Consider the following 25257-nt stretch of genomic DNA (forward strand, 5'->3'; position numbering starts at 1 on the left):
CAAAAATTGCCACCAGTTAACTTAACTGGTTGGCAATTTTTTAACGAGAATGCTTTACAAATAGTTGAATTGCTTCTTCTGGTACATAGCACTTTCCATTACTCTCTACAATAATACTTCTTAATTCATACCCTTTACCATTGATACGAATTATATTTTTGTTACCAAATAATTGTGCTTCTACTTTATTATGTTTTACTACGAGTAACGGGTTTGCTCCTTCGGTTTTGTCGGCTGTTACAGTTGCACCGATTTTCTTAAAGGCTTGTTCACTCTCTAAAAATATTTTATTCGTTACTTCTTCTAAGTTAAAGCCCATCGCTTTCGCCATCGTCTTCGCAATGTCTGTATTTTGGATTAAGCCTTCTGGTTTTTGAGGTCCATAAGAATGTAAGAATACATCCTCACCTGTATGTCCTCCTGTCGTAAAGCCGATATTTGCACGATTAGCCAATAATGTAGTAAGAATTCGTCCTACATCCATTTTCTTTTTTGCCACTTTTAATTTTTCTTTTTCATCATGAGTTAGATTATCCAAACCGTATAGTTTAGCTACATCTTCTACATTTGATAAATCAGATTTCAGTTTATTTATAGTTCCTTCAAGTGTCATTTTCGCCTTTTTCAATGGATCAATGTATGTAGAAACCGGTGTAGTATTGTATCCTTTTGTCGTATTCCTATTCCCTATAGAGATGCCGCTGTTACCATGATCAGTTAAAGCGATGAGCATCGTATCCCCATCTTTCTTCGCAAATTGTAATGCCTTTGCTACCGCTTCATCAAATGCCAATACATCACTAATCATCCCAATTGGATCATTAGCATGAGCTGCCCAATCAGGCTTACTACCTTCTACGAATAAAAAGAAGCCATCTTTATCTTTTGATAATGTTTGAATTGCTTTTTCTGTCATTTGAGAAAGTGTTGGTTGTTCTGGATTTGTTGCTATACGATCCATATCAAACGCAAGAGCATGATGTGAGAAAGAGCCCCAAATTTTATTAGATTTGGAGTTCAATAACGCATCTTTCGTTTCAACGAAATCGTATCCTTTGTCTTGAATCACCTTTACTAAATTTTCACCATCTTTTCGGATTCCATTACTTTTCATAGGTAACAGCGCCGCTTTTCCCCCGCCTAATACGACATCTATATTTTGATATACTTGCTGCTTCGCAATTACGTCAAAATGTTTGCGATTGACATGGTGAGCGGAGAATCCGGCTGGAGTAGCATGCTGAATTTCAGATGTAGCAACAATGCCAGTTGCACGACCAGTACATTTTGCGCCTTCTAATACGTTTGCGACCGGCCGTAACTTTTCTTCTTCTTTTATTGGCTGTAAGCTAGGCGAACTTACAATAGAAGGTAATACACCTACATATCCTGAATTCGATTTATTTCCAGTTGCTAAAGCTGTTGCTGCTGGCGCTGAGTCTGTAATAGCTGATTCCGCCGAAAACGTACGAACACCTCCTGTTACAATTTGATCTAACGTAAGCGGTGCCCCTTTATACCAGCGAGCCAATGTTGTCGCCGTTGAACTCGTTCCGTCCATAACCATCATAATTATATTTTTAGGCTGGTGTTCTACTTTTTTCACCTTAGCTTTGGCCGCATGATAATTCATCATACTTTCCGTACTTAATACGCTTACTATTATAGCTCCCACCAATAGTAACTTTTTCATCTTCACACCATAATTCAACATGATTGTTCCTCCATAAACTTTGCATTCATTTCAATACACCTTATTTCCTTTTCCATACCAAAACCTACATATGTTTTATTAGTTCCCAATTCTCATAAAGCTAACAATAGTTACTTTCTCTTTCTTTAATTAAATATCGATATGTATCATTTATCTTATAAAAAAGATTTAACATCCTTTTCATTCATTACTTGTTTAACAATAAATCCTCGATTAAAAGAAATAAAAATTTATTGTTAAACAATAAATTTCATGTTAAATTAATAAGATATTAAATAAATGAGGTGCTTTTTATGAAACAAGGATCCACACTCTTTTTAAAGACCGTTGTAATTCTGATCGGAATCCCCGTTCTTGCTATGTGCATTTTTTTAGTCCCTAAAATAGGAAATTTTGCCGCAGAATTATATCCAGATATTGCATATATTAAATATCTTGTATTTATCAATTTATACGCAACAGCACTACCTTATTACTTCGCACTGTACCAAACATTTAAGCTTTTAAACTATATTGATAAAAATAACGCATTCTCAGAGCTATCTGTTCAAGCTTTAAAAAATATTAAGTACAGCGCATTGGCAATTAGTGTATTATATGTATTAGGTATGCCACTTTTCTATCTCGTGGCAGAGAGAGATGACGCCCCTGGCATTATTATTATCGGAATGATTATGATTTTTGCTTCAATGGTAATCGCGGTCTTTGCTGCCGTTCTCCAAAGACTATTAAAAGATGCTATAGATATAAAATCAGAAAATGATTTAACGGTCTGAGGTGAATAATATGGCAATTATTATTAATATTGATGTAATGTTAGCAAAAAGAAAAATGAGTGTAACAGAACTTTCGGAGAAGGTTGGAATTACAATGGCTAACCTTTCTATCTTGAAAAATGGAAAAGCAAAAGCAGTCCGTTTTTCAACTTTAGAAGCAATATGTAAAGCATTAGAATGCCAACCGGGGGATATTTTAGAATATCAACCTGAAGATACCGAGTAAAAAGAGTCCTTCATATGAGTAATGGGTTCAGTGTAGGAAGAGAAAAATGCTAATAACCATTAGGAATAACAAACTAAAACGCTCAGAAGATATTCTGAGCGTTTTTATTTCCTTCTTCAACTAAAGCACCAGTTAGTGTAAAAAGCTATTTCACCATTTGTATGGCTAACTTATCTTTTAACATTGACCTATATGAGTCAATTTCATATTTTGTATTATTGATTTTTTCTTTTTTCATTTTTAACATATCGAATATTTCTAATTCTAAATTCCTTCTAGCTTCAAGAACTTTTATCGCTCCTTCTACACCTGAATGGTTATGTTCTTTCCCATAGCCTTGGTTAGTGTAATAGTCAATAATTCCTGTGGACCATTCTGGAGTTCTTTCTTTTAACGCCTTCCTAAATGAAAATTCAAGATTATCTTGTTCTACATACAATAACATTGGATTTAAATTCTCTATGATTTTTGCAACTTTCATTACATAATTTATTATTTTTTCTTGTTGTTCACCATATTTAATCATCCCAATAGTTAATGGATTTTGTATGAAACAACATTCAAAGATATAAACCTTATTGTCTTCTAGAGCGGTTTCAGCAAAGTCATTCCATTTGTCAGCAATTAATTCAACATTTTTATCGAATGGTAATTCGTATATATCATTTTTTAAAATAATGTTAAATAATTCGTCCGAAAACTGGTCACCAAACTCATTTTTTATCTTTCTGTATGGTAATAAATAATTGCTTCCTTTTTTTAGAACTTTCTTAAGGAGCACTTCTTTAAAATCCCCACTGTTAGATAATAATCTATCGAACTCAAATTTATTAAAACAAGATACACCATCATAGTCGGCTGGGTGGTTCAAATTTCCTTCTAAAAATAGTTCAACCTCAATTTTATTTTGGCTTAGAATTTCATTTATTAGCTTTGCAGTGGTTGATTTTCCAAATCCAGGTAACCCTTCTACTATTATTAGTTTTGTATTCATAGTTATAAATGCCTTCCTTCAAAGTATTTAACTAAGATTAAAAAAATCACTTACTCCACTGCAATCACCCCTTCAAAATATGATATTTACCATTTCCTTTGAAAAAACCTTCTTAAAGTAACCTGACTGTTAGTTTAAGAACATTTTTTCATAATCTCTACAACTATTTTAACATAAATTTTCCATTTATCTTTTTATTTAGAACACTATTTAACTATATAAAAGTGCTTAAACACTATAATAACAATAAAAAAAGGGTGCTAAATCATATGTGATTTACATCCCTAATTTGTGTGTTATTTTATATTTTCTCTCCGTAACTGAACCCGATATCATACGAGAAGGACTCTTTTTATTACACATTACGGCGCAAAACTAATTTGACCAGTAAACAATAGGATAATTGCTATGATCCAAAATATAAAAAATGATGAGGACAGTATTAATGAAAGAATAGCAATTCCCTTCTTCTCTGTTCTTTTCGTCATTGTGATTATTGAAAGCATGATACCTACACCTGTCAGGGCAATTGTAATATAATCTCCAACTATATTACCTGCATTGGCTATCCTTGTTGGCGTTATAAAAACGAATAGAAAACACAAAATGCCGATGAGTAAAGATACATAACTTATTATACTATACTTCTTTTTAGGAACTATTTCAGTTTTCATACTAACCCCACCCCTTCTATATAGCTATGAGTTCATATTAACATGAATAACCATAATTTGGTTAAAATAAACTGACCACTTCCTTATTAAAGATGGACGATTATCCTTTAATCTCTAGTAATTATTATATACAGAAAATAAAGTGAAACTTTAATCAGTGGAGGTTTTGTTCACCCTCCACTGATTATTAGTTGAAGCAATCAGGCTGCCCGTTATTGCAGAATAAAATGAAAGAGTTCTAAAAAATAAAGACTGTACCTTTAAAATGAAAGATTCAGTCTTTATTAATAACTTTTTTTATAAAGAAAACTACTCTATCACTCACTATCTTAAAAAACTACCGAGTAATGTGATAAAGAATAATCCGCTACATCACAATCACCTTGAAACATACATGTTGAAATACCTAATTCTTTTGCAGGTAATAAATCTAATTCTCTATCTCCAATAGCTAAATCAATATTATGTTTTTTATGTAAATGATTATAAGCTAAAGAGTTGGGCTTTCGGGGAAAGCCATCGTCAATTGTAATCATATCTACAAAGTATTTTTCCCAGCCGTAATATTTTAAAATGTCCATAACCCCTGTCCTATGTTTATGGGTCATAATCACATTTTTATCTGCAAATTTCAAAACCTCTTCGACACCTGCAAAAGGTTTCATATCTTTTGGCGTGAATTTTCCCTTCAAAACTTTAATCTTTTCTTCCTGCTCGCATGAAATATTATAATACTGAATTGCATGAGAGTATGATATTTTTAAGTTTTTGTATATTTCTTGTTTTTCTACTGAGTCACCTAATATTTCAGAAAGCATTATTGTATATGCAGGATACGTATCAAATAACGTCCCATCAAAATCCCATAAAATATTCATTCTATTCACCTTCTATTTTCAAATCATTAGATGACTAAATCCGCCCTATCCCTCGGCAATTCCGTTTCTAAGTAATAATCCTCTGCTTTCCAATACCTATTTTCAAACTTTGAAAGGTTCTTCTGTGTCTCCTCACTCTCACGTAGAAACCTTGTCTCTCTTGGACAGTCCAAATAGACCATATAATGAAAGAAATCTCTCCATTCTTTTCGCTGCAGAAAAACTCCTTCAATAACAATTACCCCTACAATAGGAATCTGTACTTTTTCCATTTCACATATATCTGTTTCTTCATGAAAGAAAGGTAATTTCAATTTTGTTTCATGTTGTAGCTTTTGAAAAAATTTCTGCCTTAGCCATTCAATGTCCCATTGTAAATAATAATACTCGTACCATTCTTCATATCCAGTATGATATCGTTTATTACGCTCCACTATGTGATCATCAATATGGAAAATATGAAACGGAATGCCTTCTTGTTTCATATTTTCTTTTAAATTGGTTACGAATGTTGTTTTTCCAGATCGACTTAAACCATCTATACCTAAAATGAATCTATTTTCCCTATGCTTCTTCATAATCGTTATAAGTTCGTTTGTGCTCATTACTTCTTCCACTCTTCTTTTAATAAAGAATATAAAATAGTATTATGAGCAACTCCATTTTGAATCATATGTTTTCGAAGTAATCCTTCTTCTTGAAATCCTGCTTTTATTAACAATTTTTGAGAAGATTTATTTTCTACATATACAACCGCTGCGATTCTTATTAGTTGCAGCATTTCAAATCCGTAAGCTAAAATCGCTTGTAATGCTTCCGATGCATATCCTTGTCCCCAATATGTATCATCTAATTCATAACCAATTTCAGCTCGTTTATGATTATTATTAATTAAATGAAATCCGCACGTTCCGATTAATTGGCCCGTCCCTTTTTTCTCGATTCCCCAGCGAAATACACTGCCCTCTTCATAACGATTTTTAAACGTTTGAATCGTTGTTTTCGCTTGCTCAATATTTTCAAAAGAATCCATTCCGAAATAACGTATAACTGATTCTTTCGAAAAATATTGGAACATCGTTTCTGCATCTAATAGTGTAAGTTCTCTTAATCGTAAACGTTCTGTTTCTAGTTTCGGAAATCCCATCTCTCTTTCTCCCTCTATTCTAATGAACTGCAAATTTCAATATAATTTCCATCTGGATCAGCAATGTAGGCAATTGTTTGCCCCCACGGTTTTACAATTGGTTCAACTAAAACCTTAATACCTTGTCCTCTAAATTGCTCAATCGTTTCTAATACATTCTCAACAACGAATCCTAATTCGAAATGAGAAGACTGTAATTTACCTTCTGTAAGCGGTAGTCCTGTTAATTCTTTCACATCTTGCCGCGTATTCATCGCTAAAATGGTAGTTCCAGTATTAAATTCAATATATGTACCGTGCTCTGCTTTTATAGGTAACTGTAAAATATCTTTATAGAATTTTAAACATTCCTCAAACTTTTCTACATATAAAATAATGTACTTCATTTTCAAATCCATTTTACATCCCCCTTTGTATCTATCCCTATTTACATCCCCCTTTGTATCTATCCCTAAAATTTCGACAAAAGTCTCACAAAAACCTTGTTCCTTGTAGTAATGAGCAAAAAAAATGAGGCCGATTTCTCGGCCCCCCAGCTTATTGGCATAAAACAGGAGATTTGGTTTGGACATAACCAGTTCGTACTTTTATTATATTTTATTTTTTCTGAATTTTAAATACATTAAACACCTATTTATATTGAGAAAGTTTTTTGCTTGCATAAAATTAAAGATTTTAAGAAATGATACAAATGGAGGTGTATACATATGGAACCAATGCTATGTCCAAGTTGTAAAACGAACCGTACCCGCTTTAATATTCTTGAGCAACAAGTAAAACCAGTCAAATTAAATCCACAAACTGGTCAAGTAGAAGAAGAATACACAAATGAAACGATGAATGCTTTTCATATGGCCTATCAAGGACCTACTTATCGCGTCCAATGTGCTGTATGTGGGCTTGTTGAAAACCCAGAACAATTTATTAAACCTGCTCAAAATCAGTCTTTCTAATAAAAACATGATTATCCCTTATAGAAATAGATTTTTCTATAAGGGATTTTTTCGTTTAATAAGTTAATTAAAAATGGATTTCTTCCTTATTATATATTAACCTTCACACTCTTTTGGTCATTTTTAAATAAGGGAGGTAAAACAAATGATTTTAAATAAAAAGATAATGCTTTCATCAACATTTCTACTATTAACTTGTCACATAGTCATCTTTTACTTTTGGACTTTCGATTGGAAGAAAATAACGACTCCTTACGGTCTAATGATATGGATTGTTTCTACTATTTGTGGTCTTTTACTTTACTACCATTTTTAAAATCAAAAATCTAATAAATTAATATTAATTGCTAGTTCGTTATTATTAATTATTTCTTCTTCATTTATGATTTTTTTAGGTATTGTTACTGGTATCATCTTTGTAACTGTTAATTCTATGACCTAAATATATATTTTTATTATATATAAAAAATAGTTAACAAAATAGAATTACATAAAATTAAAGAAGAAGATAATGATGTCATTATGTCATTGATGTCATTGTCATCATTATTTTCTTCTAGAGTCTAATCTTTATTATAATATTTCACTTTTCAATTTCTTGATTTTCCAAAAAAATCCTCATGAAGAAATAAGTATACATACAACCTACAAGCCCTGTCATAACTTTCGCCCAAATTGGCACCCTTGATTCTGTTGAACTTAAAAATACGCTATACATTGAGGGTAATATAGTTATTGAAATTAATGCGAAAAATTGTAATAATTCCTTCATTTTTTGCACCTTCGTGTCCTTCTCTGAATATATGTCAGGTAACTCAATTCCCTTCTCTACTTCCTTACAAAAATAATTCCATCTTGTAAAACTTGTGACACGTTTCCAACCAGACATTTCATATATTTCAAAGTACTCCTGTTGTTTTTCTTTTGAATCCCAATAAACCAATCTAAAATCCGCTTTATATATTACATCTTTCGGTTCTGTTTTCTTAAACGTATACAACAAATTATACCTTTGTAACGCCCAACCTTTTTGATGCATTTTCCGTAAAAAAGCTTCTTCTTTTTCTAAATTCCATGCCGTAGAAAATTTAAATACCCTTTTTATCTCCATCTTCCATTCACTCCCCTAATATACTATTTCCATTCCTTACAGATCTCTGCAATCTGTTATATTCTAGCTCTAACACTTCTCTCCCAAACGGCGTTAACTCATAGCACTTCTTTCTATCTGTAGAGGCAACTTCAACAATTAATTTTTCTTTAAGTAATTTCGTCGTATTCCCGTATAAAGTACCAGGACCGAGCTTTACTTCCCCATTTGTCATCTCTTCTACCATTTGCATAATTCCATATCCGTGCATTGGTTTCACTAGTGATAACAGTATGTAATATGTCGCCTCAGTTAACGGAATATATTTTTGCGCCTTCCCATTCATTATAACTACCTCCGATACATCGCCTTATGATATATCGACTTACGATACATCGTATATCGATATTGTATAATCATATTCCAAAATATGCAAGAGTAATTTAATAATTAAATATCCATTTCTTTGAATTAAAAAACCATACAAATTTTCTGAATAATTTGTTAAAATATAGAAATATTAGCTCTTTTATAACGAAAGGAATGGTACATATGATAAATAAATTGAAAGAAAACATCGGATCTGTGTTTGTTGGGAAAGAAAATGTTATTGATCTACTGCTCGTTTCACTTCTTGCTGATGGACATGCACTACTCGAAGACGTGCCTGGTACTGGGAAAACGTTACTGGCGAAAACCATTTCCAAAAGTATTGGTGGTAGTTTTTCTCGCGTTCAATTCACCCCCGATGTACTTCCAAGTGATATAACAGGTATTGAATACTTCAACCCAAAAACAAGCGAATTCGAATTAAGAATTGGACCAGTTATGACAAACATTTTGCTGGCAGATGAAATTAACCGTGCAATGCCGAGAACGCAGTCGAGTTTGTTAGAAGCGATGGAAGAACGACAAGTGACGCTCGAAAAACAATCTACGCCTCTGCCGAAACCGTTCTTTGTTATTGCGACGCAAAACCCAATTGAATCACAAGGGACTTTCCCTCTTCCAGATGCACAGCTTGATCGCTTTTTAATGACGATTTCAATCGGTTATCCTACTCCTGAAGATGAGCTACAAATGATGCGACGTTTTCGGAACGATTTACCATTAGAAAGTGTCACATCTGTCATCTCATTAGAAGATATTTTAGAATCTCAAAAACGAGTAAAAGAAATATTTGTTTCGGAACCGTTAGAACATTACATTATTAAACTTGCTCATGCTACAAGAAATCATGATTATATCGCTAACGGTGTAAGCCCACGTGCCACATTAGCTTTAGTACGTGCTGTTCAAGCTTTAGCCTTTTTACATGGGAGAGAATATTGCACACCAGAAGATATACAATTGTTAGTTCCTTCTGTTTGGAATCACCGTATCGTCTTATCAATGGAAGGTGCCCTGCGTACGACAAAAAATGATATTATGAAAAGTATTTTAAAAGAAGTTGACGTACCTGTGGAGATTGAGCAAGCATGAATGGACAGCGTGTTGTAACTGTGCCTTTATTTTTTCAACTCCATATTATTCAACTAACCGTTCCAATCGCGTTACTTTTCACATTCTTTTTCCCGCAACGAATGCTTATGTTTCTCTTTTTCTTCTATTATATATTTGCGATTTTTATTTATAAATATGTCGCTTTCATAGAGAAGAAGTTTCAAATCATAAATGAGAAACAAACTACACGGCTTTTTCCTGAGGAATCTGGACAGTTTTTTATTCATTTAAAAAATGGAGCCAGCATACCGCTCGTTAATGGTGTTTGTTACTTTCATTTAAATTCGTCCCTTATACCGCATAAAGAGCAAGGCATTGAACAAATATCAAAAACATTATTCTCTTTCCCATTTTCACAACCTGCACATTCGGCACAAAAATGGGGTTTAACATTAACCGCAACGAAGCGTGGTGTGTTTCAAATTGAACAGTTTGAATGTGTATTAAAAGATCCATTTCATCTATTAACTGTACATTTACCTGTTTTTGATAAATTAAGGACTGAAATTATTGTGTATCCTTCTCCTAAAGAAGTAGCAGGTTTGCAAGAACTTCAGCAACTTTTGAATGGATTTTATCGAACGAATTTTTCTTTTTACAATGATGAAACATCTATTATCGGTGTAAAGCGATATGAGCGTGAGTCTTTCCGCTCTATTCATTGGAAGGCATCTGCTAAAATGCAACAATTACAAGCGAAGCAATATGAACCTGTAAAAAATTATAGTTGGACGATTTGTCTTTCTTTAGCTGCCGATCGTGGATTTGGTTGGAAAGATAATGTAGAAGAACTTATTTCATATGCAACATACATTTTCCAGTACACAACGAAGCACCACATTCCGTTTGAATTGTTTATTAGTGTATTAGCAGAAGGCGGTGCATTACATGTACCGTTAAATGAAGGACAAACACAATATGCAAAAGCTTTAGAAGAATTAGCCCGTATTTCAGATGATAGTACGTTACTTCCGAAACAAGGATTCCTTCATTATGTAAAGAGAAAGAGAGAACGATCGTCTACAATGATATACATTGGTTTACAAAGAAATGAACTCCCTCTTCTCTCGCAGCCAACGTTTCTCATTACTAGTGAAGGGATGGTGGAACCAGTTGAAAACTTGGCTATATCACATTCATGATTTCATTCTGCTCCTCCTGCTTTCATTATTAACAGAAAGAGATGAACTAATTAGTATTGCAATATTTTTAACAACAGGCTATATTGGAGTATTTCTTATTCATAAATTTATGCAGAAAAAACAACAGGATTTGTAATACTTTTAGTTCTTCAAATCGTTCTTTTCTCTTTATTTTTACCTTTTTCTCTTTTTGGCACAATCATATTACCACTATTTTTCTTTATCGTGCATGTGGTCGGACCTGGATATCCAGTTCAAAAATCTTTAGGTGGTATTGTATGGTTTGTCGTTTCAGTTATATTTTATGCACCCTTTCCACCGTTGTGGAAACTATTAATGTTAGCCTTGCATCTTATGATTACATTTTGGTTAACCGGGGCAAATCGCAAACAACAACTATTACGTTTTGCTTCTATCATTACGATTGGCTTAATGAGTATATTCATTGTTCAAGTATTTCCTTTCATTCGACTTATTTTTGGTTTTATAACGGAAGTAGTCGCATTAGGCGTCGGCTATGCTTTAATGCCATTAATTAAAGCAGCGGAATTAAAAGATACTGAAGATGTTTGGGCAAATAAAGGACATCTCTTAAAACCCAAAATTGAAGATGGGAAAAAAATTCCTGATTTTGATCCAATACTCATAAATAGCGCTACAATAATAGTCTGTACAGCTATCGCTATTTACGTGGTTTGGAAAATAGTAAAAAAACGAAAACATTTAAGTTTTCCAAATATGCCCGCCTTCGAATCTACTATCATTACTGATAAAGAAGGAATGAGCCAAAATCGTTTTAAACGAAATAAACCGCCACATAACGAAATTCGGAAGGAAATTTTCAAGCTAGAGAGTAAGTTAACCCCTCCTTTAAATAGAAAACGGGGAGAAACTGTTGAGACTTGGCTAGAAAGAATAAACGATGAAGAAGATGTAAATATTCAAAGTGATATTATTATAGATGCTTATAATACTGTGCGTTATTCAAATGGTGCAAACACTGTACTTCTACATGAATTTAAGGAAGAGATTCATAAGCTTTATGCATATCAAAAAAGTTTGAAGAAACGAAAGAAATAACGTAACAAAAAGACTCCTATATTCATAGGAGTCTTTTTATACTTCTACGTTGCTTTTTAAATTGAAGCATTCTTCCCTGCTTCAATTTCTAATGACTCTTCATGCCACCAAAGTGTTTCTTCAGGATCTTCTTTAGCGATTTGGTGTGCTTCTTTTTTCGTTTCTACTGTAGGATATGAACCTTTTAGCGCACGCCCTGAAGTCGTAACGAATAGTACACTAAATACAACTAATCCAATAATACTTACACCTGCTAAATAAAATGCCGGTGCGAGCGGGTTACCAGTTGCATGAACTAAGTATGAACATACGAGCGGTGTTGTTCCACCGAATATCGATACAGAAATATTAAATGAGATCGAAAGTGCTCGATAACGTACATCAGTGAAAAAGAGTGATGGTAATAATGAAGGTAATGTTCCTTCATATACACTTAAGAAGAAACCTAGTACGAAAATACCTGCAAATATAGCTGCAATATGTCCGTTACCTATTAGTAAAAATGCTGGAATTGCAAATACAGTTAAACCAAGTAAACCAATTTGCACAACGCGTTTATTACCAATTTTATCACTTAATTTACCGAAATATAGTGCTAGTGGAATCATAAGTGCCATCGTAATAGAAATAATTAATAAGCCTGTTGTTTCTTCGACTTTAAGTACTTGAGTTAGATAAGAAGGAATATACGAAAGAATCATATAATTTGTAATATTAAAGAAGGCGACAATTACTGTGCTTAATAAGAAGTCTTTTTTGTGATATTTAATAATATCCATAAATGAAAATTGTTCATTGTCTTCAGATTCCTCTTGTGCTTTTTCCATCTCTTCAAAGATTGGAGATTCATCTAGATGACGGCGTAAGTATAAACCGACCAAACCAATTGGTGCAGCTATTAAGAATGGAATACGCCATCCCCAGCTGAGCATTTGCTCATCTGTTAACAATAACGTCAAAATGGTAACAATTACCGATGCAGCAATGTAACCTGAGAGTGTTCCAATTTCAAGACCACTACCGAGTATACCACGCTTTTTATCTGGAGAAGATTCTGCGATATAAACCATTGCTCCTGAATATTCGCCGCCTGTAGAGAAGCCTTGAATCATTCGGGCAACTAAAAGTAGTATTGGTGCCCATACACCAATTTGTTCATAGGTTGGTAGTAATGCGATGAATAATGTAGAAAGTGCCATTAAAATAATAGTAGTACTTAACACGATTTTTCGGCCGTACTTATCTCCTATTCTACCAAAGAATACACCTCCGATTGGTCGAACGAGAAAGGCTGCTGCAAATGTACCGAATGTAAGTACAAGTTGCAATCCACTATTATCAACACCTGAGAAGAATAATTGACTTAAAATTACCGCTAAATACGCGTATAATCCGAAGTCAAACCACTCCATTGCGTTCCCTATACCAGTAGCAATTACTGCTTTCCTGGCTTGTTTAGGATTGACAATATTAACGTCTTGAGGTTCAAAATTTAAATCATTATTTTGTTGCATATAATAAAACAGCTCCTTATTTAATTTAACTTCTTTAAGCACACCTTCTCTTATTGAATAAAATTAATTCGAAGCACTTAAGGAAAAACAACGTCTCCTTATCTGTTATTATTATTTCACATAATTAATTATTTGTCCAATTAAATGCTCTTTTTATATAAAATTAAACCCTGTTTAACTTGTTATAAAATGACGTTTAGCTTATATAATATATACCTTTACACTACAAATGAAACTTTCATTTATTTATATTTATAACGTTTCTATAATTGCTTCCTCTAACTTAGAAATCAGTAACTTTTACTTAAGATTTGCATATATTTAAAAAGTGAACTCATTAACTCGAATTCTGTTTTATTACATTTAACTATAATATTATTATAGTTTTAAAGGAGGCTCTTTTATGTTGGAAATAATACTTTTACTTACTACTGTTTCTTTTCTCTTCATTATTTCTGGATTTTTCATTACCTTAAAACAATATAAAGAAATAAAAAATATAAAGACTATATTAACTACAAAAAAAGAAAATGAGAAAACTACATCCGAAAACTCAATCCCTATGCAATTAGACCTTAGCGTTCTCAATAATTTACTCGCGTCTGGAATAAATAAAGGTTCCAATTCAAGTAATGAAAATTCTAAGTCTGATAAAACTAAATAGTCGTTACGTATATAATAAAATATATATCTCCTATTTTATCTAACCTTATTAATAACTACCTCTGATTAAAAAGGAGACTACTTATGTGTAAAAATCCGATTTCTATTATTATTCGTATACAGCATAACATAAAAGTTTTACCTGAAATTTTGAAAGCCTGTGAACAACTACAGCCTTTAGAAATTATCCTTACTATTAACGGATGTATCGATGATTCCATTGATATTGCACAATCTTACAATTGTAAAATTATCACATTAGAAGAACCGACAGAATCAAATAATTGTTATGTAATTGGTGCCAAAAAAGCAAAAGGTAAGTACCTCTTATTTTTAGATGCAAATTACAATATCCCCCCTTCCTTACTTAAACAATTTCTTCAACCATTACTAGATAAATCAGCTGACTTAGTATTAAACAATTTAGATGATTTTTTTTATCAAAAGCAAAAGCCAACTATAGAAATGATTTGGCAGCAAGTTACGAATCATTTCTTTCATCGTCCAGATTTACATGTTAACTCACTATTATTTCCTCCCTACGCGGTAACAAAGGAAATTCTTGAAGCAATTACTCCAGAAAGTTTATTAAATCCGATATTAGCACAAATGAAAATTATTAAAAATAATTTTCGCATTAGCAATCATTTTAAAATTTCTATACCGCAAATTCCCTCCTTCCCCTCAAAACAACTCATTCGTTATCACCTAGAAGCAATTGAAAATTGGGTAAATATATTACAAGATTCAAGAGGAAACTATACTGATAATAATCGAAGGCGGGATATTATTTTAGAACTTCAAAACGGCGAACAAAGAGCTATATCCAAAATAATTACAGGTAAAGAGTTTTATTCAAATACTTATGGAAATAAACAATTATCCATCATTATCCCTGTTCAAAATGAAGAAAAAACGATAGAATCTATCATTTTTGAGGTGCAGAAATTAAAACCTTTTGAAATTATTGTTATTGTTAATGGATCAACAGATAAAACAGAGGAATTGGCGAAGGGTTGCGGTGCAACAGTTATAAGCTACGAAGAAGCACTCGGCATTGATACCGGACGTGCCGTTGGTGCATATTTTGCAAAAGGTGATATATTATTATTTATTGATGGTGATTTCTTAATTCCTAGTTCTGATTTATTACCATTTGTACAATCTGTTCAAAATGGAACCGATTTAGCTTTAAATAAATTAGAGCACTACTACATGTATCGTGTTCCTTATACTATCGTAACTGCATGTAAGCATGTTGTTAATTTAGCATGTAATCGAAAAGATTTAGGTATGGGCTCCACAACTGCTGTCCCTCATGCTTTTAGTCGAAAATGCATTGATACAATTGGGTTTGATTCTCTTCTTTCACCAACCTTAAGTCAAGTTAAAACAATTTTAGCAGGATTGCATGTACAAAATGTTCATTCTATCGACGTTGACAAGATAAATCGAGTTCGACCAGAAAAACACTTCTCGCAGGAAGGCTACCTTTCATTAGCAACACAACAAATCATTGGCGATCATATAGAAGCAATTTCTTACCTCATCGAACAAAAAAGAGGTAAAGAGTGCTTCTAATTATACATCCTACCTACTAAATAATATATTATATCATTTTTAATATATGACAGAATAAAAAAGATGGGTTGTAACCATCTTTTTTATTTTTACATCAACTCAAAAGAAAAGTAGAAGGCAAGTTTTTCATTTCTGTATCTTCTTAAGAAGTTTGAAAAGAAAGGCTTGTTAATGAAGATTCAACACTTAAATCATCATTTAGTGCAATTGAGAAACATGCAACTAATGGTAAAGTAATAACAATTGATCCACTAGGATTAATTATAATTGTAGGACTTGTCCCACATTCGCCTCCACAATCTACTACTGCATCAATTCCACTACCAGGGGTAATTGTAATTTTAAGACACACATCTAAACAAACATTATTCGTAATACATGCCATAACTCTCCCTCCTTTCTTTTAACAATATATGCAGTTAATTAAATTCGGACACGACTCTCGTACTAATTTTTATAAATTAGATGCTATTTTACTATTCGTTTTATAGGCAATTAACGTTTGATTAAACTATCTAAATTAACTAAGAAACTCAAATCATCTTTCACTGCAATAGAAATACATGCGATAAATGGTATTACATTAAAATTAGACAAACTTTCATCATTGCACCTTACGAATATTTCTGCGCCACCATTTGGATTGACTTTAGTTTCTAAAGAAATATTAAAACAACTTTTATTGATGCAAGACAAGATATTCCCTTCTTTCTTATATCTAATATCTATTTATCCAAAAATAAAAATACAACTTTATTTACCCTTTACCTTCCATACTTAAAATAAAAAAGATAAAAACTTCTTCATATATATAAAGAAGCCTTTACCTTTTAGTTACTTGTTCATTTACTATCAGTCAGTGAAACATGCTCTTCACTTGTACCTGAGCTAAAAATAATAAAAATTTTTGATTTTAGTTTCATTGCAATACTAAATATCGTCAAGTTGCATAAATGAAATGTTTAAGTTACTCATTCAATAGACAAATTTACCTTTTAAAATAAATCTTTAAAATCCTTATTCTTCAATAAATATGAAAGTCCTTCTAAATGATCCCCAGTAATTCTCAATACAGCTGGTGGATGTCCTATCGTCGCAAAATGCTCTTGTGGCCGAATACGATTTGGTTTCATTACATCTACAAAATGGACACATCCGACTTTATACCCTTCTAATATTGCCTTTACTTGTGCAACACACGCTGTGTGAAGAGTGTCCCAGCCAATTCCCTCTAAACATTTTCTACTAATAGCATGGGGAACAGCAATTGTAGATCCTACCCCTAAATCTTTACGGTTACAAGCAATATTCAAAATATATTTATATAAACTTACAATATATAGAGGAAATCTAAGATTTAAATTTAAATCATTTAAAACCATATCAACACCATCCGCAACAGCTTGCGTTAACGGATGAAGATCTTTTGCTAGAATAGCAAAATCAGCATCAATAAAGAGAAGTATATCCCCTGTGGCTTCTTGTGCACCAATTGCCCGTCCTACATCATGCCCTAATCTTTCTTCATAAACAATTACTGTTGCCCCTGATTGCTTAGCGATTACTTCTGTCTGATCTGTTGACCCATTAATGACAACAATTATTTCTTTCGGTTCAATTTTTCTTGCCTCAAGAATAACTTCTTTAATCGTTGATTCTTCATTTTGTGCTGGTATAATAATTGATAACTGTTTTCCATTATAAATTGATGAATTCATTCCCCATCCTTTATGGAAACGTGAATAATTCTTTTGTTTTTTTAACTGCTCTATAATTTCTCTTTTTCTTCCTCCATCTGTATAGTTACCTCTATCATCTTTTCGTTGTAACCAACTCTCCAAAGCTTTTATATTTTCTTTAATCTCATATACTTCTAATTTAGTTAATTCATTTTTATAGAAAGAGGTTTCGTTTGCGGGCATATTATTCAAGGAGGTGTTAGTGATAGCTGACGAGGATTGTAGTCGCCACCCTTTCTCAATAAGAGTTACTTGGGACAGAATAGGGTTCTGCAAGATATCATATCCAATGTCTTCAATTGCTTTTTTAGTAATAGCATATGGCATAGATAACATCGAATCATATTTTAAATCCATACGCCCCAATACATCGTTTACTATTTTTCTATACACCATAGCAATACTTGGCCATTCTACTCTCATCTTTTCAAAACATACGGAGTCTATGTTATTTAAGATTACATCCTGTTCCTTTTTCAGTATCGGTTCTATAAATCGCTCTAATTCTACCGAAAAAATAACATCTTCCCCATCTAAAAATAAGACTACATCACCATTGGCGATTTTTGCCCCATGAACTGGTGCTTTCCGTTTACTTTTCTCCTCAATCACAACAACGTTACTTTCAACAAATGTTGGTATAGATTGTATCGCACTCATTCTATCATCAGCTACAATAATAATTTCTATCGGTTTTATATGCTGCACTTTATTTAAAATTTGATTCAATTTTGATTTTTCTTCTCCTAAAACTATAACGACTGATAGGTCCACTTCTTTTTGTTCTTCTTTTACAGTCTGATTAGGTTTTACTTTTTTTATATATTCAATTGTTTCACTCTTCCCTACAGCTGCATGCCCTGCTTTTTTATCAAAATATAAGTCAATTATAATTTGATTTACTTCCGTGTCTTTATCAAGTTGCTCTAATTCGGAAATAAATGGTAGCAAATGATTTTGCACATCAAATTCACACGCGAAATTTTGCAAAAAATAAATATTCGGTACATATTTAATGTGATTAAAAAATTTCACAACATTAATTCTTTCGCCAAATTTCTCCTCAACTTCTTCTCTTGATAAATTTGGATAAGACAAATCGAAAACTAGATTTATTGGTACAGGTATCCATTTTAATAAATTTGTTTGAGGATTATTAATTAAAGCTGTGGAGCCCTTAACGAATCCAGCTAAAATTAAAGACATAAATCCTCCCCCGGAACTGCCATAAAACAACACATTTTTCGAATCAACTTTTAACTTTGCAAATACTATTTCTAAAATATTTGCTATATCTTGTAAATAAAATCTATTTAACTCTCCCTGTCCCCAGCCTAAAGATAATTTTCCAAGATATAACGTAGGGTCATTATAATATATAACAGTATCTTCAAATTCATCCATCCAAGAATGTCGATGAAAAATAGGTGGACCAATTGGCTGTTCTTGAAACCCACCTGCTCCGGATCCAAAAACAATAGTGTTAGAAGCATCGGGCTTAATACGAATTAAAAATTCATACGTTACTTTATCCCAATCAACCTTGAGTATAAATGGTTCTGTAATTTGAAAATCCATTTGCCATAATTGTTCATATGAAATGTTAATTTTTTTGTACTGGTCTAACAGTTTAATCACCCTTTCCATCTATTTCAAGATGTTCTATTAAGTAAGAGAGAGCTTCAACGTGATCACCAATTATTCTTAATACTGCCGGAGGATGTCCATTGTAACTTACATTCTCCATTAAACGAATTCTATTCGGTTTTACAACATCAACGTAATGTACACATTCTACTCTATACCCTTGTAATATAGCTTTTACTTGTGCAAGACTAGGGCATAGTAAGCTTTCCCAGCCTATTGCATCTAAACATGATCTACTCATAGCATGTGGAATTGCTACTAATGAGCCATTGCTTAATTCTGGACGATTATATGCTAAATTAAGCATATATTTTACGACGTCTACAACATAAAACGGAGGATGTAACATCGGATTCAAATCATTTAATGCTATGTCTACACCAGCTGAAACTGCTTTTGTAAAATGATGCAAATTACTTCCTGAAACACTAAAATCACCATCAATAAATAAAAGAATATCTCCTGTAGCTTCAAGCGCTCCAATAGCACGTCCAACATTATGACCAAGTCGTTCGTTATATTCAATAATAGTAACACCAAGTCTTTTAGCAATATTAGCCGTTTGATCTGTCGAACCATTTACAACGACAATTATTTCTAGTGGTTCTATTTTTCTCGCCTCAAGTATTACTTGTTCTATAGTCTCTTCTTCATTTTGTACTGGTATAATGACAGAAAGTTGTTTCCCGTTATAAATTGAAGAATGCATTCCCCAGCCTCGATGATACGAAGGATACTGCTTGCTTTCACCTAATCTTTGAATAATATCTCTTCTTTTTCCTGCATCAGTAAATCCTACTCTTCTTCCCTTTTTCTCTATCCATTTGGATATACCAATTAAATATTTTTCCACTTTCTCTTTTTCTATTTTCTAATAATTCTTTTTTAAATAAATACCCTTCTTCTTCTAACATTTCATCTTTAGATAACGTTCTTATTGCATATTGATTGTTAATCCGCCAGCCTTGATTCACTATGTTCATATGAGCTAGAACGATATCTTTTATATAATCAAACCCGATATTTACCACTACTTCTTTCGTAAGTGCATATGGTAATGAAAGTATTGAATTGCTTTTTAAATCTGGTCGACTTAAAATTTCATTTAACATTTTTCTCCAAACAATATCCATATTCGGACATTTACCAACTTCTATAAATTTATCTATTTTGTTTAATACTACATCCGCCTGATTTGTAACAACTGGCTCAATAAAATTCTTCATTTCAGTTGAAGATAATAAAAAATTACTATCTAAAAATAACAATACATCTCCTTTTGCTGCCTTTACAGAAGCTTCATACCCATCATAATACGTACTATATTTATCCATCAAAACAATATGGCATTTATGTTTCTTTGCTATTTCATACAAATTACTTCTATCGTTAGGAACGAAAATTATAATTTCAAGAGGATTTAACTTCCATATAGATTGAATTGACTCTTCTAACATTTGCTCTCTTTCACTGTACAAAATAATAACCGTTAACGATTTCATTACACGCCCCCTTTACACATTATGTGACATAAAATATTAAGTATTACCATTTCCTATGAATTTGCTACTTTATTAACATATTCAAAAGTGAATTATACTGTGTAAAAACAACCGTCTATTTTTAAAAATATAAGTTCTGCACTTACCTCCTTTCTCTTATCATTGTTTGTTACAACTCTCACCATAAAAAACAAAAAAAGTCCTAATTTCTTTAGGACTTTTTTAAATAAATTTATCAATATTATTAATTTTATATACTACCTTTTTCCATGTTATACCGCGATCTTTTGTAGTAAATATTTCTTTTTTATTACACGCCCAACCTTTACGCCGATTAAAAAAATGCAAACAAAATACATTTTTTAATAATGGATTGCTTGATACTTTAATCCATTTTGCTCCTTTTTTTATTATTTGATACACACTCCCATTTTCACTATTTATAACCCAGCCATAATAGGAACTAAAAAACGAAACAGCCACTTTACTAGTATTTATTGTTTTATTTGAAATATGCCACGAATTCCCCTTATCAAATGAGTAATTCATTAAAAATACATCATCATTCATTTTAGTTGGTATTACTAATAAGTTATTTTTATAGATTGCTTTATAAGCCATAGCAGTCCCATTATTAATTCCTTCAAGACTTGGAATATCTTTTATAGGATGCCAACTTTCCCCACCATTTATTGTTTTAAATACCGTTGATGTTTCATAATGTTTTTGTAGTGAAATAAACCCAATTAGATCGTTTATAAATGTTATCCCTGAAATACTATCACTAATACTTATATTTTTTATTACTTTCCAAACTTTCCCTTTCGTTTTCAAATAGTATAAATTATGTTCAAATTTATTTGATGCAAGCTTTCTAGATAATACAATCCATATACTATCCATATTCGTAGCATGCAATTGTACTTGAACATCAGTCGATTTCTCCCAATCTTCTTCAACCGGTAAAATAAACTCACTCCATCTTTCTCCTCTATTAACTGTATAAAATATAGCTGGCAATAAATCGTCATTCTTTTTTGTTAAACCATATGCCCAAGAGCTTCGAGCGTTTATTGGATACCCAAATAATACAATTGAATTAAGAGGATTGACAATATCCCATTCTACTCCTCCGTTTCGAGTATATAAGATAGCCTGCTTTTTATTTGTATATTGAATACTAGCCCAACCATATTTATCCGTTCTCATTTGTAAAGAAGTAAATTGAATATCATTATTTTCCAATATATCACCTCATTCTTATTATTTATATATTCGTATGCTATTATTTTCAAAACGTTCTATCATTAGTTATTTAAACCACCCGCTTTATCTACTATCTTTATACTTACTTTCCCTTTTCTTCACCACTCAAATATAACGAAATTCCTTCTATTTTTCCGTTATCATATACAAACGACTATATTTTACAAAATTCAACTATAAAAAATGCACCCCAATTGTAAACTATCCCCAACAATTAGAGTGCACTTTATATAAAATATAGCTTTTAATTTTTAAGCACTTACTACAGTAGCAACCTTATCCATACAAGTAATAAATTGAGTAATAAATGCATCAATTTCCTCTTTTGTAATAATATACGGCGGAAGTAATCGAATAATATTCCCTTGTGTTACATCGACTAGCATTCCTTTATTCATTAGCTCAACCTGTAATTTCTTCACATTTTCATTCGTATCATTCAGACTAATTCCAAACATCATGCCAGCATGACGTACTTCCTGAATATAATAAGAGTTTTCTTTCTGAATTTCTTGTAATTTATCATTTAAATATAGTGACGTTTCATACGCTTCGTGCATTAAACCATCTTCAATCAATGTGTTTAATACCGTTAACCCTAAAGCCGTTCCCATTGATGAATGAGCAAACGTTGTCCCGTGATCTCCTGGTGAAAATACATCACATAACTTTTTGCCTACAATAATTCCTCCTAGCGGTATCCCGCCTCCTGCTCCTTTACCAATTTGAATAATATCTGGTGTAATATTAAAATTTTGATAAGCAAATAGTTTTCCCGTTCTACCCATACCACTTTGAACTTCATCAACGACAAGAAGTACATTATATTTTTCACATAAATATTGAACACCATGTAAATATTCACTTGATAAAGGATAAATTCCTCCACTTCCTAAAACAGGCTCTAGCATAATCGCAATTGGTTTTTCTTTAATAATAGTCTCCTCTAATTGGTCTATATTTTCGCGCTCTACTTCATATACAGGAATCGATGTTTTAGGGAAATTTTGATATACACTTTCTTGTCTCGTAAAATGAAGTGCCCCTAACGTACGCCCATGGAAACTATTCTTCAGCACTACAATTCCTTCACGTTCTTCATTCGTATTAGCTCTATATTTATCAATTAATTTCAAAGTTGTTTCTGTCGCTTCCGTACCAGAGTTTGTAAAAAAGACCTTTCCGTTTTTTAATGAGCAATCCACTAATTTCTTTGCATATTCAATCGCAACTGGATTTAAAAAATGAAACGGCAGATGCAACGATTTTGTAACTTGTTCCATTGTCGTTTGTACAATTTTAGGATGATTGTATCCTAATACATTTACTCCTACGCCAGAAAATAAATCTAAATACTCTTTACCATCTACATCATATAGTTTACATCCTTCTCCTCTTTCCATTGCAACCTCTGTACGACAATATGTAGACATCATATATTCTTTATCTAATTGAAACCAATCCGACATGTTAAATTCCTCCTAGTTATTTTTCCTTTTTTAACATTCATTCTCTATATAATCGTTTATAAATTAAGTTTTAAGATTGAAATTTTAATAGTGGTTTTCTTCCACATTTTTCATTAAAACGTGTGCTTTCTCTTCCCGATATTCATTTTTCCATAATTTCTTCTATTTCAACAGGTCCACTACATATGTGTTTTTTTCATCTAGCGGTATGTTACTGCTTTGAACTTTGTATGTCATACATAATCGAGACTATAAAATCATATTTAGTAACAATCGACGAAAAAAATTTGGAGGCTATATCGATGAATGAAAAATATGATAAACATAGGAAAGAATTATTAGAAGAAGACTTTAATAAACATCGAGAACTTACTGAACCAGCTAAATTTCACTCTCAAACAGTTGGTTCACGTGGACCCGTACTAGAGCAAGATAGTGTACTTCACGAGACGTTACAAGAATTTATTCATGAAAAAATTTTAGAAAGACCTGTTCATGTAAAAGGATTTGGTGCGTTCGGTTATTTTCAAACGATATATTCGATGTCTGAACATACTAAATTAAGTTTTTTACAAAATTCTAATGAGAAAGTTCCTGTTATGGTGCGATTTTCGTTAGCTGTTAGTACGAAAGGAACACCGGATACTGCTAGAAATGTACGCGGTTTTTCTACAAAATTTTATACAAAAGAAGGCATTTTTGACCTTTTATGTAATCACATTCCTGTTTTTTCTGTCCGTGATCCGATGCGTTTCCCTGAAACGATTCAAGCATTATTACCTTCACCTAAAAATAACTTAATAGACCCTAATAGATTTTGGAGTTTTGTCGCTAAAGCACCTGAATCTATTCATTTTGTTGTCCGTTTATACTCTAATAATGGTACGGCCAAAAGTCTTCGCCACATTCCAGGACATAGTGTTAATACATATGTATGGAGAAATGCGGAAGGTAATCGAAAGTATGTAAAGTATCATTGGTACCCGTTTGAAGGTGTACAGTACATTACTAGTAAAGAAGCAATTAAACTAGCTGCCGAAAATCCTGATTATAGCGGGAAAGATTTATATGATGCTATTGAAAATGGTAAACCAGTGGAGTATGGTTTATACGTCCAGCTCATGGATCCGAAAGATGAAGTGCACCTTTCTTATGATCCTTTAGATGACACAAAAGTATGGGATGAACAGACGTATCCTCTCATACCAGTCGGGAAAATGGTATTAAATAAAAATCCTGAAAATTTTATGGAACAAGTAGAAAAAGTCGCATTCTCTCCTTCTAATTTACTGGATGGTGCAGAACTATCAGATGATAAAATGCTGCAAGGGCGCGCTAACATTTACAGTGATTCACAAAGAAGAAGAATTGGTCCAGAATTTCGCAAATTAACGATTAACCAGCAGCAAGATTGGACACCTGCTAATCAAATTACAACCGGTGAAGGAAGGTACGTTGAAGGTAAACTTGAAAGAGCTTCTATAACGAAACAGGATGACTTTACACAAGCTGGTGAATTTTATACGAAGTTACAGCCAATAGAAAAAGAACATCTCGCTGAAAACTTAGCTAGTGATTTGAAAGTTATATCCGATGATATTAGGGAGATTGTTTTGGGGTATTTCAATCAAGTATCAACTGATTTGAAAACAAGCATTGAGACAAAAATGAAAGAGCATTAAGAAGATTAAAACATGCT

General features: G+C 32.4%; 21 protein-coding genes and 5 pseudogenes. 10 read left to right on the forward strand and 16 right to left on the reverse strand.

Annotated features, from left to right (window positions below; all coding sequences use genetic code 11):
• Positions 1-40 precede the first annotated feature (40 nt).
• Positions 41-1714: an alkaline phosphatase gene (locus HMPREF1014_RS14920; RefSeq protein ID WP_000935928.1), complete on the reverse strand. Its 1674-nt coding sequence runs from the start codon at positions 1712-1714 to the stop codon at positions 41-43.
• Between the two features lie 293 nt (positions 1715-2007).
• Between HMPREF1014_RS14920 and HMPREF1014_RS14925 the strand changes: the two genes are divergently transcribed.
• Together HMPREF1014_RS14925 and HMPREF1014_RS14930 are read left to right on the forward strand one after the other, a co-directional pair.
• On the forward strand, positions 2008-2490 hold the full coding sequence (locus tag HMPREF1014_RS14925) for a DUF2975 domain-containing protein (protein WP_000809123.1): 483 nt from the start codon (positions 2008-2010) through the stop codon (positions 2488-2490).
• A 10-nt stretch (positions 2491-2500) separates the two neighbouring features.
• Positions 2501-2716: a helix-turn-helix domain-containing protein gene (locus HMPREF1014_RS14930; protein WP_000974619.1), complete on the forward strand. Its 216-nt coding sequence runs from the start codon at positions 2501-2503 to the stop codon at positions 2714-2716.
• A 145-nt stretch (positions 2717-2861) separates the two neighbouring features.
• Here HMPREF1014_RS14930 and HMPREF1014_RS14935 read toward each other — a convergent pair whose 3' ends face one another.
• The 6 genes and pseudogenes from HMPREF1014_RS14935 to HMPREF1014_RS14960 form a co-directional block, all read right to left on the reverse strand.
• Entirely contained in the window at positions 2862-3710 is an 849-nt protein-coding gene (locus HMPREF1014_RS14935; RefSeq protein WP_001093188.1) for a P-loop NTPase family protein, read from the reverse strand.
• Positions 3711-4072: 362 nt separating this feature from the next.
• A complete protein-coding gene (locus tag HMPREF1014_RS14940; RefSeq protein WP_000845560.1) occupies positions 4073-4384 on the reverse strand; it encodes a hypothetical protein in 312 nt (103 codons plus the stop codon).
• 274 nt (positions 4385-4658) lie between these two features.
• Positions 4659-5262, reverse strand: a pseudogene (locus HMPREF1014_RS14945) (HAD-IA family hydrolase).
• Between the two features lie 26 nt (positions 5263-5288).
• Positions 5289-5867, reverse strand: coding sequence for a kinase (locus HMPREF1014_RS14950; protein ID WP_000106119.1), 579 nt, complete (start codon positions 5865-5867; stop codon positions 5289-5291).
• On the reverse strand, positions 5867-6409 hold the full coding sequence (locus tag HMPREF1014_RS14955) for a GNAT family N-acetyltransferase (protein WP_000506679.1): 543 nt from the start codon (positions 6407-6409) through the stop codon (positions 5867-5869). The genes HMPREF1014_RS14950 and HMPREF1014_RS14955 overlap by 1 nt, the downstream gene beginning before the upstream one ends.
• 14 nt (positions 6410-6423) lie before the next feature.
• Entirely contained in the window at positions 6424-6807 is a 384-nt protein-coding gene (locus HMPREF1014_RS14960; protein WP_000364503.1) for a VOC family protein, read from the reverse strand.
• A gap of 309 nt (positions 6808-7116) precedes the next feature.
• Here HMPREF1014_RS14960 and HMPREF1014_RS14965 point away from each other — a divergent pair, with 309 nt between their 5' ends.
• Positions 7117-7362 (forward strand): hypothetical protein, encoded by a 246-nt coding sequence (locus HMPREF1014_RS14965; RefSeq protein WP_000433609.1) that lies wholly within the window; start codon positions 7117-7119, stop codon positions 7360-7362.
• Between the two features lie 145 nt (positions 7363-7507).
• Positions 7508-7804, forward strand: a pseudogene (locus HMPREF1014_RS32170) (hypothetical protein).
• Between the two features lie 131 nt (positions 7805-7935).
• On the opposite strand, the pseudogene HMPREF1014_RS14970 reads toward HMPREF1014_RS32170, so the two are convergent.
• Positions 7936-8473: pseudogene (locus tag HMPREF1014_RS14970) on the reverse strand (DUF2812 domain-containing protein).
• 7 nt (positions 8474-8480) lie between these two features.
• Positions 8481-8798 (reverse strand): PadR family transcriptional regulator, encoded by a 318-nt coding sequence (locus HMPREF1014_RS14975; RefSeq protein WP_001013435.1) that lies wholly within the window; start codon positions 8796-8798, stop codon positions 8481-8483.
• 206 nt (positions 8799-9004) lie between these two features.
• Here HMPREF1014_RS14975 and HMPREF1014_RS14980 point away from each other — a divergent pair, with 206 nt between their 5' ends.
• The 3 genes and pseudogenes from HMPREF1014_RS14980 to HMPREF1014_RS14990 all read left to right on the forward strand — a co-directional run bounded on the left by HMPREF1014_RS14980 (position 9005) and on the right by HMPREF1014_RS14990 (position 12177).
• Positions 9005-9934: an AAA family ATPase gene (locus HMPREF1014_RS14980; RefSeq protein WP_000608776.1), complete on the forward strand. Its 930-nt coding sequence runs from the start codon at positions 9005-9007 to the stop codon at positions 9932-9934.
• The gene (locus HMPREF1014_RS14985) at positions 9931-11097 is read left to right on the forward strand and encodes a DUF58 domain-containing protein (protein WP_001014390.1); all 1167 of its coding nucleotides are present in this window, start codon (positions 9931-9933) and stop codon (positions 11095-11097) included. Before HMPREF1014_RS14980 ends, HMPREF1014_RS14985 begins: the two co-directional genes overlap by 4 nt.
• A pseudogene (locus tag HMPREF1014_RS14990) lies at positions 11069-12177 on the forward strand (DUF4018 domain-containing protein). The gene HMPREF1014_RS14985 and the pseudogene HMPREF1014_RS14990 overlap by 29 nt, the downstream one beginning before the upstream one ends.
• Positions 12178-12233: 56 nt before the next feature.
• Here HMPREF1014_RS14990 and HMPREF1014_RS14995 read toward each other — a convergent pair.
• Entirely contained in the window at positions 12234-13691 is a 1458-nt protein-coding gene (locus tag HMPREF1014_RS14995) for an MFS transporter (RefSeq protein ID WP_001186926.1), read from the reverse strand.
• Between the two features lie 403 nt (positions 13692-14094).
• Here HMPREF1014_RS14995 and HMPREF1014_RS15000 point away from each other — a divergent pair, with 403 nt between their 5' ends.
• Positions 14095-14355, forward strand: a complete 261-nt coding sequence (locus HMPREF1014_RS15000; protein WP_000889747.1) for a hypothetical protein — start codon at positions 14095-14097, stop codon at positions 14353-14355.
• Positions 14356-14438: 83 nt separating this feature from the next.
• Entirely contained in the window at positions 14439-15935 is a 1497-nt protein-coding gene (locus HMPREF1014_RS15005; RefSeq protein ID WP_000335247.1) for a glycosyltransferase family 2 protein, read from the forward strand.
• A gap of 142 nt (positions 15936-16077) precedes the next feature.
• On the opposite strand, the gene HMPREF1014_RS15010 is transcribed toward HMPREF1014_RS15005, so the two are convergent.
• The 6 genes and pseudogenes from HMPREF1014_RS15010 to HMPREF1014_RS15040 all read right to left on the reverse strand — a co-directional run bounded on the left by HMPREF1014_RS15010 (position 16078) and on the right by HMPREF1014_RS15040 (position 23558).
• Positions 16078-16320 (reverse strand): hypothetical protein, encoded by a 243-nt coding sequence (locus tag HMPREF1014_RS15010; RefSeq protein ID WP_000752186.1) that lies wholly within the window; start codon positions 16318-16320, stop codon positions 16078-16080.
• A gap of 110 nt (positions 16321-16430) precedes the next feature.
• A complete protein-coding gene (locus HMPREF1014_RS32465) occupies positions 16431-16631 on the reverse strand; it encodes a hypothetical protein (protein WP_002098269.1) in 201 nt (66 codons plus the stop codon).
• A 299-nt stretch (positions 16632-16930) separates the two neighbouring features.
• Positions 16931-19252, reverse strand: coding sequence for a bifunctional glycosyltransferase/dipeptidyl aminopeptidase/acylaminoacyl peptidase (locus HMPREF1014_RS30140; RefSeq protein ID WP_142238248.1), 2322 nt, complete (start codon positions 19250-19252; stop codon positions 16931-16933).
• Between the two features lie 52 nt (positions 19253-19304).
• A pseudogene (locus HMPREF1014_RS31065) lies at positions 19305-20823 on the reverse strand (glycosyltransferase family 2 protein).
• A gap of 222 nt (positions 20824-21045) precedes the next feature.
• Positions 21046-22068, reverse strand: coding sequence for a hypothetical protein (locus HMPREF1014_RS15035; RefSeq protein WP_000429613.1), 1023 nt, complete (start codon positions 22066-22068; stop codon positions 21046-21048).
• A 272-nt stretch (positions 22069-22340) separates the two neighbouring features.
• Entirely contained in the window at positions 22341-23558 is a 1218-nt protein-coding gene (locus tag HMPREF1014_RS15040; RefSeq protein ID WP_001286469.1) for an aspartate aminotransferase family protein, read from the reverse strand.
• Positions 23559-23860: 302 nt separating this feature from the next.
• Here HMPREF1014_RS15040 and HMPREF1014_RS15045 point away from each other — a divergent pair, with 302 nt between their 5' ends.
• Positions 23861-25240, forward strand: a complete 1380-nt coding sequence (locus HMPREF1014_RS15045; protein ID WP_001003615.1) for a catalase — start codon at positions 23861-23863, stop codon at positions 25238-25240.
• Positions 25241-25257: the final 17 nt, after the last annotated feature.

The organism is Bacillus sp. 7_6_55CFAA_CT2 (assembly GCF_000238655.1).
GTDB lineage: Bacteria > Bacillota > Bacilli > Bacillales > Bacillaceae_G > Bacillus_A > Bacillus_A cereus.